The 15293-nt window shown below is 35.2% G+C and carries 19 protein-coding genes and 1 tRNA gene; 4 read left to right on the top strand and 16 right to left on the bottom strand.

What is annotated here, in order from left to right:
* Positions 1–58: 58 nt before the first annotated feature.
* From mprF to JHT90_RS12015, 9 genes are all read right to left on the bottom strand, one after another.
* Entirely contained in the window at positions 59–2695 is a 2637-nt protein-coding gene (gene mprF, locus JHT90_RS12055) for a bifunctional lysylphosphatidylglycerol flippase/synthetase MprF (RefSeq protein ID WP_201091292.1), read from the bottom strand.
* Between the two features lie 137 nt (positions 2696–2832).
* Positions 2833–4227 carry a phosphohexomutase domain-containing protein gene (locus tag JHT90_RS12050; RefSeq protein WP_201091291.1) on the bottom strand — a complete coding sequence of 465 codons (1395 nt, stop codon included), beginning with the start codon at positions 4225–4227 and terminating at the stop codon, positions 2833–2835.
* A 9-nt stretch (positions 4228–4236) separates the two neighbouring features.
* Positions 4237–5070, bottom strand: a complete 834-nt coding sequence (galU, locus tag JHT90_RS12045) for a UTP--glucose-1-phosphate uridylyltransferase GalU (RefSeq protein WP_201091290.1) — start codon at positions 5068–5070, stop codon at positions 4237–4239.
* Between the two features lie 68 nt (positions 5071–5138).
* A complete protein-coding gene (locus JHT90_RS12040; protein ID WP_201091288.1) occupies positions 5139–6128 on the bottom strand; it encodes a glycosyl transferase family protein in 990 nt (329 codons plus the stop codon).
* Positions 6125–6457 (bottom strand): TusE/DsrC/DsvC family sulfur relay protein, encoded by a 333-nt coding sequence (locus JHT90_RS12035; RefSeq protein WP_201091287.1) that lies wholly within the window; start codon positions 6455–6457, stop codon positions 6125–6127. The genes JHT90_RS12040 and JHT90_RS12035 overlap by 4 nt, the downstream gene beginning before the upstream one ends.
* Positions 6454–6750, bottom strand: coding sequence for a sulfurtransferase complex subunit TusB (gene tusB / locus JHT90_RS12030; protein WP_201091286.1), 297 nt, complete (start codon positions 6748–6750; stop codon positions 6454–6456). Before tusB ends, JHT90_RS12035 begins: the two co-directional genes overlap by 4 nt.
* Positions 6750–7109 (bottom strand): sulfurtransferase complex subunit TusC, encoded by a 360-nt coding sequence (gene tusC / locus JHT90_RS12025; RefSeq protein ID WP_201091277.1) that lies wholly within the window; start codon positions 7107–7109, stop codon positions 6750–6752. The genes tusB and tusC overlap by 1 nt, the downstream gene beginning before the upstream one ends.
* Positions 7109–7504, bottom strand: coding sequence for a sulfurtransferase complex subunit TusD (tusD, locus tag JHT90_RS12020; protein WP_201091273.1), 396 nt, complete (start codon positions 7502–7504; stop codon positions 7109–7111). Before tusD ends, tusC begins: the two co-directional genes overlap by 1 nt.
* Positions 7505–7556: 52 nt before the next feature.
* Positions 7557–8216, bottom strand: coding sequence for a Bax inhibitor-1/YccA family protein (locus JHT90_RS12015; RefSeq protein ID WP_201095881.1), 660 nt, complete (start codon positions 8214–8216; stop codon positions 7557–7559).
* Positions 8217–8413: 197 nt separating this feature from the next.
* Here JHT90_RS12015 and JHT90_RS12010 point away from each other — a divergent pair.
* Positions 8414–8504, top strand: a tRNA-Ser gene (locus JHT90_RS12010).
* A gap of 97 nt (positions 8505–8601) precedes the next feature.
* Here the strand turns inward: JHT90_RS12010 and JHT90_RS12005 are convergent.
* The 7 genes from JHT90_RS12005 to JHT90_RS11975 all read right to left on the bottom strand — a co-directional run bounded on the left by JHT90_RS12005 (position 8602) and on the right by JHT90_RS11975 (position 12700).
* Entirely contained in the window at positions 8602–9666 is a 1065-nt protein-coding gene (locus JHT90_RS12005; RefSeq protein ID WP_201091271.1) for a tyrosine-type recombinase/integrase, read from the bottom strand.
* Between the two features lies 1 nt (position 9667).
* Positions 9668–9907, bottom strand: coding sequence for a DUF4224 domain-containing protein (locus JHT90_RS12000; RefSeq protein ID WP_201091269.1), 240 nt, complete (start codon positions 9905–9907; stop codon positions 9668–9670).
* 154 nt (positions 9908–10061) lie between these two features.
* Positions 10062–10685, bottom strand: a complete 624-nt coding sequence (locus JHT90_RS11995) for a lambda exonuclease family protein (RefSeq protein ID WP_201091267.1) — start codon at positions 10683–10685, stop codon at positions 10062–10064.
* Positions 10672–11196, bottom strand: a complete 525-nt coding sequence (locus JHT90_RS11990; RefSeq protein WP_201091264.1) for a hypothetical protein — start codon at positions 11194–11196, stop codon at positions 10672–10674. The genes JHT90_RS11995 and JHT90_RS11990 overlap by 14 nt, the downstream gene beginning before the upstream one ends.
* Before the next feature lie 130 nt (positions 11197–11326).
* Positions 11327–11557, bottom strand: a complete 231-nt coding sequence (locus JHT90_RS11985; protein WP_201091263.1) for a hypothetical protein — start codon at positions 11555–11557, stop codon at positions 11327–11329.
* Positions 11558–11566: 9 nt separating this feature from the next.
* Positions 11567–11932: a hypothetical protein gene (locus tag JHT90_RS11980; RefSeq protein ID WP_201091257.1), complete on the bottom strand. Its 366-nt coding sequence runs from the start codon at positions 11930–11932 to the stop codon at positions 11567–11569.
* 153 nt (positions 11933–12085) lie between these two features.
* On the bottom strand, positions 12086–12700 hold the full coding sequence (locus JHT90_RS11975; protein WP_201091255.1) for a LexA family protein: 615 nt from the start codon (positions 12698–12700) through the stop codon (positions 12086–12088).
* Between the two features lie 101 nt (positions 12701–12801).
* Between JHT90_RS11975 and JHT90_RS11970 the strand changes: the two genes are divergently transcribed.
* From JHT90_RS11970 to dnaB, 3 genes are read left to right on the top strand one after another with little or no spacing between them, the layout of a single operon-like run.
* Positions 12802–13014, top strand: coding sequence for a helix-turn-helix transcriptional regulator (locus JHT90_RS11970; protein ID WP_201091251.1), 213 nt, complete (start codon positions 12802–12804; stop codon positions 13012–13014).
* 51 nt (positions 13015–13065) lie between these two features.
* On the top strand, positions 13066–13920 hold the full coding sequence (locus JHT90_RS15250) for a hypothetical protein (protein WP_236253944.1): 855 nt from the start codon (positions 13066–13068) through the stop codon (positions 13918–13920).
* Positions 13913–15292, top strand: coding sequence for a replicative DNA helicase (gene dnaB, locus JHT90_RS11960; protein ID WP_201091250.1), 1380 nt, complete (start codon positions 13913–13915; stop codon positions 15290–15292). The genes JHT90_RS15250 and dnaB overlap by 8 nt, the downstream gene beginning before the upstream one ends.
* Position 15293: the final 1 nt, after the last annotated feature.

Genomic DNA, 15293 nt, shown 5'->3' with positions numbered 1-15293 from the left:
TAGTCTTTTGCAAGTAGTTAAGACTTTATAAGCATAAAGAATGCCAGCTATAAATTTATTATTGGAGTTTAATTAATTTGGTGAAGCTACCTGCTATTAGCGCAGCTGTATCCGTTAATGCAATTAATGGATCCAGCCCTGCGGGTACAGCCATATAGCGCGCTTCCCAATCAGGATTAAATTTTTCTTTAAAGCGGCTCAAACCTTGGAAGTTATAAAATTGGTTACTGCGCCTAAATACTAATGAACCCAAACGATAAGCAATAGGTGCGCCTTTGCTTGGTTTTAATTCTGAAAGAGGATTTAGGCCTAAACTAAATTGTTTAACACCTTGTTGTTTTAGCTCTATGGCTAAGGCAACCAGTAAGTACTCCATGGTTAATTTTGGTGCGTCAGGGTGGATTTGCATTAAATCAAAAGCGACTAGGTGTTTAGAGTTAGTTTCCAGTAAATTAACAAAGGCAATGATTTCACCTTTAAAATCCACAGTAGCAATTCTAAAGTGCTGTAAATAATCTTCAGTTAATTTACCAAGGGAGAAGCCTCTTTCCTGTTGTTGTATTTTTGTAACCGAAATATCTGTTAAGGCTTTAAGTTTTTCAAAGGGTAATTCCCCTTGATTATAAATTTTTAATGATAAGTTGCTGCTATGGGCTGTCTGCCATATTTGTTGTAATTCTTGTTTATCTTCACTGTTGATATCAAAACGGGTGAGGTCAATAATTGCTTCATCACCTAGTTTAATAACAGCTAAACCAATATCCATGTAATTTGATAAAGTTTCAGGTTGTACCTGATAAAAAACTGGGCGCACGTTATGCAAATCGCAATAATCACGGAATTGCCAAATCAGTTCACTATGATGTTTTGGATTACCTATAGGATCAAATAGCGCAACAAGGCTACGGCCGTGACAGGCATACATAATAAACGCATCCTGTTGAGCGTGGAATAAAATATCTTTATCCTTACTTAACACTAATCCGCCATTCGGTTGTTGCGAGTTTTTTATAATATTTTCAGCTAAAGCTAATTGTTGCTCATCTGGTATTTGTATTTTAGGTGGAGAAGTATGTAATAACCATGTGATAACAATAACACCTATTAAAATGCTACTGCATGTAATAGCTCTTAATCCTCTGCTAGCATCAGCGTCTAAAGTAAATTGCCACCATAAATCACTGCTGTAGGGAATATGACGATAAGTGAAGAAATATAACCAAATAGAGATGGCAATGGTACAACTTGCAATCACTAGTGTTACTACAGAGCAAGGAATATCAATTACTTGACTGGGTCGGTAGAATACTTTGCGGAAAGTCAGTAAACAACCAGCAGTAAATAGCAGTAAGGCTGCAATTTGCCAATCGAGCCCTCTTAATAAGCAGCATAGCGTACCCAATAGCATTAAAATAAGTGTAAAAATCCAAGCACTGGATAGTCTTCGCCATAAGCCTTGAGCAGAAACTAGGCATAATGTACCGATTAAACTAGCCATTAAGTGGGCGCTATTAATGACAAAGTCAGGCACAAAACGGGCTAAATAATTTAAATAATGTTCTGGTTCTGCTGCTACCCCTGAGAAAATAAGTGTTACTCCAGAGGTAAAAACTAATAGTGCCACAACAGGAGCTGCTGCACTAGAAGCAATACGCACCGCATGCCGTGAAGAAGCAAATTGCCTTGCTTCCGCTACTAGCAGGACTAAGCAAGCAATAACCAGTGGCATAATGACATAGATTAGTCGATATAAAAATAATGCCGCGAGTAAACCAGGTTGATCTAATTGCGATTTGAAAGCAGCTAATAGCACTACTTCAAATACGCCTAAACCACCAGGTACATGACTTAGTACACCTGCAGCTAATGCGAGTAAATAAACCGTTAAAAAGGTACCAAATGGAATATCAGCTGAATTGGGTAGTAAACAATAAAGTACCGCACTAGCTGCTAGTACATCGAGTAAAGTAATCACGAATTGCAGCATAGTAATACGCATACTGGGAACGCGTATGGTGATTAATCCTAAACTAAGATGACGGCTATCCACAGAAGGATGAATAGCTGAAATAAAACGTCTGATAATAAACAGAAAGATGATATAGCTAATAATAACGGCACTAGCAATAACCACTAATAAGGTTTCATTTAAATAGAGGGCTTTTGCTGAGTAGTGAATATCCGTAAAAGCCATTAATGCAGCAATAGGTGGTAGTGCTAACCCTAGCGAGAGACTGGCAAACACAGTCATCTGAATAATAGCCATGGCAGCTGTATTTTTCTTGCTATAAACTCGGTATCGAACAGAGCCACCAGTTAGCATAGAAAAGCCTAGTGCATTACCAATAGCAGCCGCGGAAAGCCCACCCAAGGCTAAGGTAGGCAGTGGTAATTTAGCATCTGCATAACGACTGGCAGACCATTCATAACCAAAAATCATGCAGTAACTGGTAATGGCGGCTAATATGGCAAGTCCTATGGCATACCAAGAAACGTTGCTAAAGGCAGTGGTTAGACTTTGTCGATCAATATCTTCCACAAGGTGAGCAAAAGCAACTAATGCAAGTGCAAAAACGATTACAGTAAATGCTATACCAATACGTTGTTGATTACGACGAAAGAAAGCCAACAATCCTGTTTGTTTTTCAGGTGACGTATGACAAGAAATATCGGGTTGGTCGGACTGCTGCGTCATAATTATTTAACTGTATCTATAACTCAATAACTTAGATGATTATATGTTAATCCTGACCGTAAAAGTAAGATTTTTTATGATAACTCATCTAATTGATGAACTATGAGCAAATAATTCTGCCCATAGCTCATTTTCTATTAAATTTGTTTAATAAAGCTAAGTAATTCCTGTGTTTTTTCTTTTAATAATTGAGGGTTACTGCGGCTTTCTACATTTAGACGAATAACGGGTTCTGTATTTGAAGCACGTAAATTAAAACGCCAATCTTCATAATCAATGCCCACACCGTCAATATGCTCGATTTGTTTTGCTGTTTTGCCATAGTGTTGTTCAACACTGGCCATTACTTTTTTAGCATCTGTTACGGTTAAATTAATTTCCCCTGACGAAGGGTAGGCTGCAATACGCTCATTGACTAATGCTGAAAGCGGCTGTTGTTTACGACTCATTAATTCAATAATGAGTAACCAAGGAATCATACCACTATCACAATAGAAGAAATCACGGAAATAATGGTGGGCACTCATTTCGCCACCATAAATAGCATCGTGTTTACGCATGGTTTCTTTAATAAAAGCATGACCTGCTTTAGTTGTTACCGCTTTACCCTGATTGTTGGCGATAATTTCTAAGGTATTCCAAGTCATTCGAGGGTCAAGAATAATGCTCGCGCCTTGTTCTTTTTGTAAAAAGGCTTCTGCTAGTAAGCCAACAATATAGTAACCTTCAATAAATTGGCCTTGTTCATCAAATAGGAAACAGCGATCAAAGTCACCATCCCATGCAATACCAATATCTGCTTTATGGGCTAGCACTGCATCACGAGTAACATCACGATTTTCTACTAAAATTGGATTAGGAATGCCATTGGGGAAAGTACCATCTGGCTCAAAATTAATTCTAATAAAGTCAATAGGGGCATTGGCTTTTTTAAGTGCTTTTTCTAATACATCTACCACAGGGCCAGCAACACCATTACCTGGATTAACCACTAGTTTTAATGGCCTAAGTGCTGATAGATCAACATATGATAATAGGTGTTCTATATAGGCATCTCTGGTATTTACTTGTTGATACTTACCTCGACTGCTTTCCACAATGCTAGGATCGCGACCCTCTACTAAATCATAAGATAGCGTTTCAGCAATAGCCTGTATTTCTTTAAGCCCTGTATCCGCTGAAATCGGTTTTGATTGTTCTCTAACAAATTTAAAGCCATTGTAATCAATGGGATTATGGGATGCAGTGACTTCAATACCGCCTGATGTTTTAAGGTGTGTGGTAGCAAAGTAAATTTCCTCTGTACCTGTTAAGCCAAGATCAAATACATCCACTCCTTCATCTCTTAAGCCATTGGCTAAAGCTGCTTTTAAGCTAGCAGATGTGGCACGAATATCTCCCCCTAATACAATAGATTGCGGCTTTAGCCATTGCGCAAAAGCACGGGCAATACGATAGGCAATTTCTTCGTTTAGTTCTGTACCTAATTGTCCACGAATATCATAGGCTTTGAAACAGGTAAGGTTGCTCATGATTTATCCTTAAATTTCGTTCTTGTAAATATTTTCATAACAAAAGTTAGTGGCTTCCACAAAGCCTTCGGCACTACCACAGTCAAAACGACGGCCTTGGAATTTATAGGCAATTACACAACCGTTTTTAGCTTGGGTTAATAATGCATCGGTAATTTGTATTTCGCCATTTTTACCTGCTGGCGTGCTTTCTAAAATATCAAAAATATCAGGGGTTAAAATATAACGACCAATAATTGCAAGGTTGGATGGTGCTTCTTCAGGTGCTGGTTTTTCAACCATATTGGTGACAGTATATAAACCTTCGGTAATCATATTACCTTCAATAACCCCATAGCGACTTATTTCTGCTTTAGGTACTTCTTCTACTGCCACAATAGAGCAACGGAATTGTTTATAGAGTTTAACCATCTGCGCTAATACACCATCACCCTCTAAATTAAGGCAAAGGTCATCAGCTAGGACAACGGCAAAAGCTTCATCACCAATCAATTGTTTACCTGTTAAAATGGCGTGTCCTAATCCTTTCATTTCAACTTGGCGTGTATAAGAGAATGTACAATGGGTGATTAAATCACGAATACTGTTTAATAAATGCTCTTTGGAGGAACCAGCAATTTGGCTTTCTAATTCGTAACTGATATCAAAATGATCTTCTAAGGCTCTTTTGCCACGGCCTGTTACAATAGCCATGTTTTTTAAGCCTGCATTTTTTGCCTCTTCTACTGCATATTGAATAAGTGGCTTATTCACAATAGGCAACATTTCCTTTGGCATGGCTTTGGTAACAGGTAAGAAACGTGTTCCATATCCAGCAGCGGGGAAAAGACATTTAGTGATCATAATAACTCCATTAATACATTATCTTTAAATCTTAATATTTCCCAGAATAGACAACTATTAGTTTATAACTAATGATGCAATTGCCATAGCTGATTGGCTTCTTTTAGAGCCTGTTCTCTTGTCGCACCTAGCCCTCTTAAAGCGAGCGCTATAGTAGCAGGTATTGCTAAATCTGCGTATTCATCTTTGATCTTTTTTTGCCATACTGCAACAAGATGATCTGGATTGATTGCGCTTGGTTTTAATAATCGCTGTTCAGTTAAAGCAGGCCACGTTTCTTGCCATAAAGAACCATTACTTGTGGCTAACAGTAGAAAATTATTATCTGCTCTTACTTCGTTTTCACCGCCTTCACCTTTAATGATAATTGTATTGTCATTCAACAATTGGCTAGCCTGCTGATGGATAGCTTGATAGTTAGGATGAAAAATACTTTGCAAACTACAACGTGCTTGTAGCGGATTTAATAAACGAACCAGTGAATGAATAGGGGAGCGCACACCTAATAAAGGTCGTAACTCAATAATTTGTTGTAGCTTAGGCGCAAAATATTGCAAGCCAATAAAAGCAATGTTTTGATCTTTTATCGATTGCGCTACTTGTTGCCAGTTTTGGCAATCATTAATATCTAAAATTGGTAAAAATTGCTCTGTATAAAAACGATCACTAGTGTGTTGACCTGCACCATGTAATAGTATAGAAACACCTTGTTTAGCTAATAGTTTAGCCGCTAATAAATACCATGGGTAATGTCTTTTTTTACCTGCATAGCTTGGCCAATCAATATCTACCGCTATTTGAGGAGCTTGTGTATGGTTGCGTACTGCTTTAGCAAAACCAGCTAATTCCTCAAAGGTCTCCTGTTGATAGCGCAGTAATAATAAAAATGCACCTAATTGAACATCTTCTACTTTATTTTCTAGAATCATAGACATTGCTGCTTCAGCTTCAGCAAAGGTTAAATGACGTGAGCCATTTTGGCCTTTACCTAAAATACGAATATATTCAGCAAAGGGATGTTCAATAGTAGCTTTTGTGGGTGTTATAGTATTAGTCATAGGCAATTGGTCGGTTTTGGTAAACCTGCTAATTTAGCAGCTAGCTTAGCAGGGCTTCCTTTAAATAGTAAGTTAAGTTGTAGGCTATTGGCTTGTTCTTTATCTAAATGTTGGCTTAAATATTTGATTAATGGTCGATTAGCAGGAGAAAGTTGATATTGCCTATAAAATTGGCGCAATAAATGAATAATTTGCCAATGGAGTTCAGTTAAGCTAATAGATTCCAATTCCGCAAGTTTTTCCGCGACAGCAGTAGACCAATCTTGTAAATTAACAAGATAGCCTTCATCATCTAATTCAATTGGTTTCTGCTCAACGGTTATTATCATAGCCAACTAACAACTTTTGAATATTGCGCACATAGCTCTACAAATTGTTGATAATTGATTATTTTGACATTATCTAAGCCAATTTGCACGGCTCGGGTCACAATATCTTCATCTAAAGCATAAATAATGAAAGTTGATTGTTTTAGTAGTTCAAAGGGAGCTGTGTTGGCCAGTAAAGCATAAATAGCATCACCTGTTAATAAAATGGCATCTTTTTGGCTAACAAAGGCTAAAGTTTGTTCAAATTGATTGCCTGCGAAAGGACTTTCATTAAATAAATGTAATGTACTCATTAGTTGGTTACCACTACATCATATTGCGTTAATAAATCAGTCAATTGCTGTTGCGGTATAAGCTTGACAGGTAAGATCAATTGTTCAGTTGTTAAGCCGCGCTGTGCTAGGCTATCTTCTGCTACTAATAATTCTTCAATACCAAATAAGGGTAACGCTTGTAAGTTAGCAGATATATCTTTTTGTTGAATAGTTTTAGCTTGTTGATTAGCTACTAATTGAAAAACACCATCTTCTAGAAAAAGTAGGCTAATAGGTAGATCAAAGGCACCACCTGCTAAGGCTAAGTCTAATATTTCCCTTACAGAAATATTACCCCATGGAGCCTGTTTACAAATGATTAACATCGACTTTGCCATTAAGCATTACCTCCAAAACAAATAAAACGATCACTATTTTGGATGGCTTCATGTAGCTGACCAAGTCCAGAGAGTTGCCAAGGTGGTAAAATAGTAATAGCTGTTTTTTGGTAACGTTTTGCTTCCGTTTTATCTAATTGACCACGGCGTAATGCCGCTGCAATGCAGACAACAGCATCTAAATTATTTTCTTCAATTAAGGTTTGCCATGCTAGGTGAATATCAAATTCATCTTGCGGTGTTACGATACTACTAATAGCATTATAAATACCTTGCTGATAAAAAAATAAACGCTCAATAGTATGGCCTGTTTGCAATACAGTTTGAGTAAAGCGTAATGCTCTTCTAGAAGCAGGGCTTTGTGGTGGACAATAGATAGCAATAGTAAATTTCATAAGCACTTATATAAAAAAGCCCGCAAAGCGGGCTTTTTAAAAGTCGTTAATATTAATCACTAGACGCAACGCCTAAGATGCTTAATAAACTAACAAATATATTATAAATAGAAACGAATAAAGTAATAGTTGCCATAATATAGTTTGTTTCGCCACCATGAATAATTGCACTGGTTTGATATAAAATAGCAGCTGATGAGAATAGAATAAAACCAGCACTTAACGCTAAATATAAACCAGGGATATTAGTAATAAAGGCTAGTACCATGGCACCGATTAATACAAAGAAACCTACAGTAATAAAATTGCCTAAGAAACTCATATCTTTGCGAGTAATTAATACAAAAGCAGATAGCCCAAAGAAAGCAAAAGCAGTTAGACCTAACGCAGAGGTAATAATACTTGCGCCATTAGGCATATGTAGATACATATTTAAGGTAGGTGCTAAGGTAAAACCTAGGAAGCCAGTAAAAGCAAAAGTGCTTACTAAGCCCCAAATAGAGTTTCTTAGTTTAACCGTTAAGAACATTAAACCATAAACACCAACTAATAACACAAAAATGTTCATACGTTGCACATTCATAGCCATTGCTATATAGCAAGTAATAGCAGAGAACGTTAAAGTTAATGCTAACAATGAGTAAGTGTTACGTAAAACCTTACTTACTAAAAGTTGACTGGCATGTTCCATCACATAGTTATCATTAGCCATTGTGTAAGTATTCGGCTCGTGAGATTTATATCGATCATTCATAAATACAGCTCCTAAATATTGCGAATCCAGTAGTAATTGTTAAGTTAAGTAGTTATTTGTAATTTTAATAAGTGAGATAATATACATTTATCAGAAAAAAACAACAGATAATATTTGACAGACTGTAACAATCGGGTATCATATGCACCCGAACCGGAAGTGTGGCTGAGTTGGTTTAAAGCACCGGTCTTGAAAACCGGCGAGGGTTAACGCCCTCCCAGAGTTCGAATCTCTGCGCTTCCGCCAGATATGCCCTGTATCACAATAGGTACAGGGCTTTTTTATCGCCTGTGATTTACCTTTAAAATAAAATCTTCCCCCATCTTTTTTTTATCTTCCCCCATTATTTACGTTCTAATGGTGTGACTTCTTGTCCTTTTCTGATATAAATAAGCTCAGTAATTTTTTGTTTAGTGTGGCCTAATAACTTACTTGCTAAATTAATATCGTCCATATCTGTAGCTGCTTTAGGTCTTAAATCCCGAAATTGGAATTTTTTAATTTGATCTGCTAATTCTTCATTATTATTTATTAAAGCTTCATTAGCAGCAGCATTACGGGCATTATCAAAACGACTCCTTCTCATAGCATAAGTTATTCCTTCCCCATTGACTGTAACTAAGCTAGGATGATTATCTTGTTTTCTGCTAAGAATATTGTCTATTAGTAACCCTAGTGTTGTTCTACCTTTATCAGTGTTAAGCTTTATCCGTAATTTATGACCTCTTTTATTTTGTCCAATAAATAAATGATCTGGATTTATGTCAGATACTTTAATTTTTATAACATCAGCAGGGCGTTGGCCTGTAAAGTAAGCAATACCCATAATATCTTTTAATTCTTGAGAGGCATGTTTAAGTACAGCATAAAAAACATGATCTTCAGCATAATAGTCACGAGGTTTCTCTTTATTTTTTCTAACTCCTTTAACTGGATTAAAATCAGCCATACCCCATTCTATTGCTACATTATAAATATGTGATAATCTAGCTATTTCTCGATTAGCTCTAACTTTAGCTGTACGAGTATCACGATATTGTGCAATATGATGTGGTTTTATAGAGTTAATAGGGGCATCTTCAAATACTTTCCGTAATTGATCAATTTCCCATTTATAATCAAGCTGTGTACGGGGTGATTTTGTAGGTGCTATTCTTTCAAGATAAAGATCAAATAAATATCCTAAAGTATCTTTTTTTCTTATTTTAGGTGTAAGTTTTTTGCCTTCTAGTTTTGCCCATTCAATAAGTGCATCTTCTAAATCTTGACCTAATGAAATCTCTATCCTTTTACCATCTTTTCTTCCATCGTAGTAATAACAGAGCCAAACTTTACCACTTTTTAATTTTTTGGTTCTTTTTTTCATTCTTTTGGGAAGATCGTTATTTTCAGGTTTCTTTTTAGCCATATCATTTGATCTTAGTAGTATCTAAAATAAAATCGGTTTCTTCTATATGATTAGTATTATTACAAGGAACACCAAAACGTAGGTTCATAACCTCTCTATGAATAACAGGTCTGCCTGCGCTATCGAGTTCAAACTTCCAACCATTAGTTTCTAACCATTTTTTTTGCTCATGTGGTCGTTTATAGCCAGTGATTCGTTTAATTTCATCTGGTGTAACAAAAATATCGCAAACTTCACTCATGTAAAAAGCCTAAACTTAGAAAATTTTAGAAATAACAAGATCTGTAATAAAATCAGACCTTGTTATTTTTGCATGAGTATTTGGATGGTTTTCAATATCATTGATAGCTATTGATGATTTATTGAATACCTTATTACCTTGCTCGTCTTCTTTATTAGTGGTTACTTTGAATATTGTGTAAAACATCTTGTACTAACTTAATAAACTGTGATCGTCTTTCTCTCAATCTTTCTATATCTTCTAAATAATCACTTCTATTAAGTCGATAAACAAATAGCCTTGAATCTTCAGGAAAATCAGAACAGTAACTTATAAAGTCTACCCAATCCCTATTGGTACAATCTAAGTGACCTATCAATTGCCATCTGTAAGCAGGATCAAAGGATTTCCTTTTAAGAGTGGCGTAATGAGTTGAAGCAATTACACTTTTAATTTCGATTACACCATCATCATCAACTAGTCCATCAGGAGAGTCTCCATAATCACTATGATCAAAAAAGCCACCATTAGTCACATCAACAAAATAGGTGTTTTCATAAAGCATCTTTGCTACTGGTTCTTGTTCATGGCCTCTTTCCATGTGTCTATTACTAAAACTATGCTCCGCTTTTTGACCTGTAGCTAATTCTAAAGCTACTTGTAAAGCATATTTCTTTGCGGTATCACCAAATGCACCACCATCATTAGCCATGATATGGCCAAAATTAGAGGCAGTGACTTTTCCTAGTCTGACCTGATCCCAAGCTTCACTATTTTGCTGAATGTTATGCCATTTCATAGCTACACTCCTCAATTAGTTGAGCTTGGTGTTCTTGAGACATACTCACTTTAGCAAGCACTTTGTCTAAATTGCCATTTTTCTTATAGGATTTTTTAGCATTTTCCCATTGAATTGTATGCTCAGGTAATAACCTTACCTTTTCAGAGCTAAATGGCGAAATCCTTAAACCTTCTACCGTATCACGACCAAATTTAACATTACTATCAACATAGATAGTAACTTTTACATCCTGCCAATCTTCTAAAAATGAAGAGCCAGTGAGTTGTCTCATAACCTTACTATTAGAGACATTTAAAATCATAGGTTTTAATGGTTCACCTACTCTAATTTCTTTTTCTACAAAATAGGCCGTATTAAACGCTTCTTTTGTTTTCTTGGTCTTGTCTAATTCGAGTTTTACATACTTGATCGTGAGTACAATAGGTTCAACAATATCGGCACTGCTTAAGTACGGTGACTTAAAAGCCTTTCTAAAATGTGTTTTACTTTGCTGGTTGTTCGATGACATTCTTAATACCTCTGCTAGTATTCATTTTGCTTAATACCACTGTTGCTAATGGGAGAGGCTTAAAAACCTTCTGTATTAAGCGGATAGTAAAAAAACTACAATTTTTTAACCTGACTTTTTAGAAATAAAATCATGGCATTAACATAAGTAATAATTTTTGGTGATAGTGATCTATTTCTCTTTGAGCATTTTCTGTATCTTCAGAAACATAAAGGTTCATTAACACATGACCTTTTGAGTTTTTAATGGATGCAGATACAGAGCCAAAACCATATTCAAAATAGGGGCGTAACCTCGGTTCTTGCTGTACTACCTTTGCTTGTAATACTGAGATTTCAGCAGCTTTAACTAAATCAAACATGATGTTCTCCTAAGCAGCTTGTTTAGCAAGTGCTTTTAAAATTGTTTCTTCTGCAAATTTTTTAAGGTGTGGTCTAAAAACTGTTTGATAAATGCGACTAACTTCATTCCAGTCTTTACGTTCAATTGCTGCATAAAGATCAATATCAGCAGTAAGGTTATTTCCAACTAAACCATTAACTGCATAACTGGCAGCATTAATTTTGTAATCATTAGGAATAATTAAGCTACATTTGGTATTTTCCAAGAGAGATTGAATTTCATTATTTTTTTGGTTTGTAATTGTTTGCCTGTTATAACCAAAAGCATGGGTATAGTATTGATAATCAACGGGTAGTGTTAAATTATTGATTAAGGATTTATCTAATAGGGACATTTTGATTACCTAATGATTACATTTGTAATAAATATAACGTATCGTTATTATTACTGTCAATGTAATATGTAATCAAATTTGTAATATTTTTATTTTTTGATTTATTTGGGCATAAAAAAAGCCCATATGGGCTTTGCATGAAATAAGATTAAACTAATGGATAAGTTTCCATTTGGCTTCTACAACTCTTCCAATTATTTGCCAATTTTCATCCAGAGCAATAGTCTTATAAGTATTATTAAGTGGTTTCAAATACTCTGATCCAGTTTCCTCAACATATTGCCTAAAGGTGATTTGATTATTCCTTATAAATTTAGCTACTACAAAATCACCATCATGTATTGCTATGTCAGGATTTATTAGAATATATACACCTTCAGGAAAGCTAAAACCTTTCATTGAAGTCATAGAGTCGCCTTTAATTTTTAACCAAAATCCTTTTTTCCCAGCATTAATATTAGTTTTTATAAAATCTTCTGCTGTTTTTGGTTTCCATTCTTCACAATTTAAACCTGCTGAAGTCCAGCTAATAAAAGGATATGCGTGAACTTGGTCTAAATTAACAAATGCTTCATCAAAATCGGTAGATAATGGCGAAAATCCTAACGCTACTAATATTTTATTAATAGTGTCAATATCAGCCTTTCGCCTACCACTTAGCCAATGAGCTATAGATGGTTGGCTACAACCTATTTTGTCAGCTAAATCATACTGAGAAATCTTTAGCTCTTTCATTCTTGCTCTAGCAAGTATTTTCCAGTCATTCATTTTAATAGTATTACATCGTGTGCTTGTTTTTGCAATAGATACACGGTAATCGATAAGAAATTAATTTCGATATGTAATATTTTTTATTGGAAGGAATTGGAATGTCACCCCTTACAAAATATAGAAAACTTTTAATGCTTTCCCAAAAAACGTTTGGACATAAAGCAGGTTTTTGCCAGTCAACTATCAGTCATTATGAAAAACGAAAAAGGACACCCAGTATTCCTGATGCCAGAAAAATAATAACTACATTAAATAAGTTAGGTATTGATTGTTGTTTTGATGATGTATTTCCACCAGACGAAATAGCATAAAAAAGACAAGATTTAGAGCAGATTCATATCATTTTGATTATGGGGCAGTAAATGAAAGCAACTGATGTATTAAGGCAGCTTGGTCGGCCTGTTGCTTATTATCCTAATTTAGTAAAGCAATTTAAAAGTGTGACAGCTACGGTTCTATTCTGCCAATTTTTTTATTGGCATGATAAAGCTCATTCAGAATTAGGTATTTATAAAACTACCGAAGAAATTACAGAGGAAACAGGGCTTACCTATAAAGAACAACTAAATGCTAGAAAACAATTAATAGCATTAGGTGTACTAAGTGAGACAAATAAACGATTAGAACACAGAATCTATTATAAGATAAATATCGATCGTGTTAATGAACTTTTAGATAGCACTACTGAAAACTCGCCATATTCCCAAACGGCATTTGGGGAAAGTCCTATTGGTAATTTCGGCAATAACTCATTGGGAAGTTCGTTATATACAGAGAATACATCAGAGAATACAACAGATATTAATAATACTGATAAATCAGTATTTGTTGACGATCAAAAAATCGTCCAACTTGATGATGATTTTTCAGAAGAAAATATACCTAATATTGTTCAACCTAAAAAAATCAAAAAACAAAATATACCAGATTGTCCTTATCAAAAAATTGTTGAACTCTACGAGAAAATATTACCTGAATTGCCAAGAGTAGCCATTCTTACTGATAAACGAAAACATTATCTAAATGCTCGTTGGCGAGAACATAAAAATCACCAAAGTTTAGCATTTTGGGAGGATTATTTTAAATTTGTTAGAAAATCTCAATTCTTACTGGGTCATTCTATTTCTAAAGATGGTAGTAAGCCCTTTCGAGCTGATTTTGAGTGGTTAATTAGTCCTAATAATTTTGTCAAAGTAGTTGAAGGTAAATATGTCTGAGTTATTTAGCCAAGAAGCAGAACAAAGCGTTATAGGGGCGTTACTGTTACGACCTGAATTAATAGATATTATTTCAACTTACCTAGTGGCAGAAGATTTTTATTATTCAGAACATAGTGAAATCTACCGAACTATATTAAACCTTTATAAAAAAAATATTCAAATTGATATAATTAGTGTTGCAGAAACTATAGAGTTACTTAGATTCTCTAATGGTGAAGTAACTAATCCATTAATTTATTTAGCTGAAATTGCTAAGAATACCCCCAGCGTAGTTAATGCTAAATTATATGCTGATATTGTCAGAGAACGCTCAGTCTGTCGAGAAATAGAAAAACTAGGACTTGTAGCAAGAGAAATAGCAATATCTAAACAAGACCTACCTGATAAGATCAGCCTTATTCAAAGCAAAGCATTATCACTTGATTCAGCGACTACCTCACATGATGTAGTACATGCCAGTGATGTATTAGTAAATCATGTAGAGGAGTTACAAAGGAGGTTTGACCAGGGAGGGCAGATTGATGGTTTATCTACTGGGCTAAGTGACTTAGACGACAAATTAATGGGATTAAAGGCTGGAGAGTTAATAGTTATTGCTGCAAGGCCATCTATGGGTAAAACAGTTTTAGCCATGAACATAGCTACCCATAATGCAATTCATGCTAATAAATCTACACTTATTGTTAGCCTTGAAATGACCAATGACAAATTAATGGATAGGGCATTAGCTTCTGTTGGTAGCATACCATTAACTGAGCTAAAAACGGGTCAAGCAGCTTGTAATTATCCTTCTCAACTGGCATCAGCCACTAATTTAATTGCTACTTCAAAGTTATATATGGCAGATAGGCCAAATATCAATATTATGCAATTACGCTCAATTGCCCGTAGGCATAAATTAAAACATGGACTAGATTTATTAGTTATTGACTATTTACAACTGATGCAGGGAACAGAAAAAAATGAAAATAGAGCAACTGAAGTTAGCGAAATGTCACGTCAATGTAAACTTATTGCGAGAGAACTCAATATACCAGTAATTCTACTTTCACAACTCAATAGACAATTAGAACAAAGAGCCAATAAACGACCTATATTAAGTGATCTAAGAGAGTCAGGAGCAATTGAGCAAGATGCTGATGTGATTATTTTCTTATATCGTGATGAAGTTTATAACAAAGAAAATAGTCGCTACAAGGGAATTGCAGAAGCAATTTTAGGTAAATATCGAGACGGTGAGTCAACCACAGTATTTATGACATTTAATGGAGCCATGAGTCGCTTTGATCTACTAGCTAAAGGTTGGCAGCCAGACCCAGAAGATACCAATGATAATAGCTTTTCTGATAGATATAGGGGAAGGAGATAAA

Origin of the sequence: Entomomonas asaccharolytica (assembly GCF_016653615.1) — a bacterium.
GTDB lineage: Bacteria > Pseudomonadota > Gammaproteobacteria > Pseudomonadales > Pseudomonadaceae > Entomomonas > Entomomonas asaccharolytica.
Note: the sequence above shows the minus strand (reverse complement) of the source record. Positions and strands in the feature narration are given on the sequence as shown.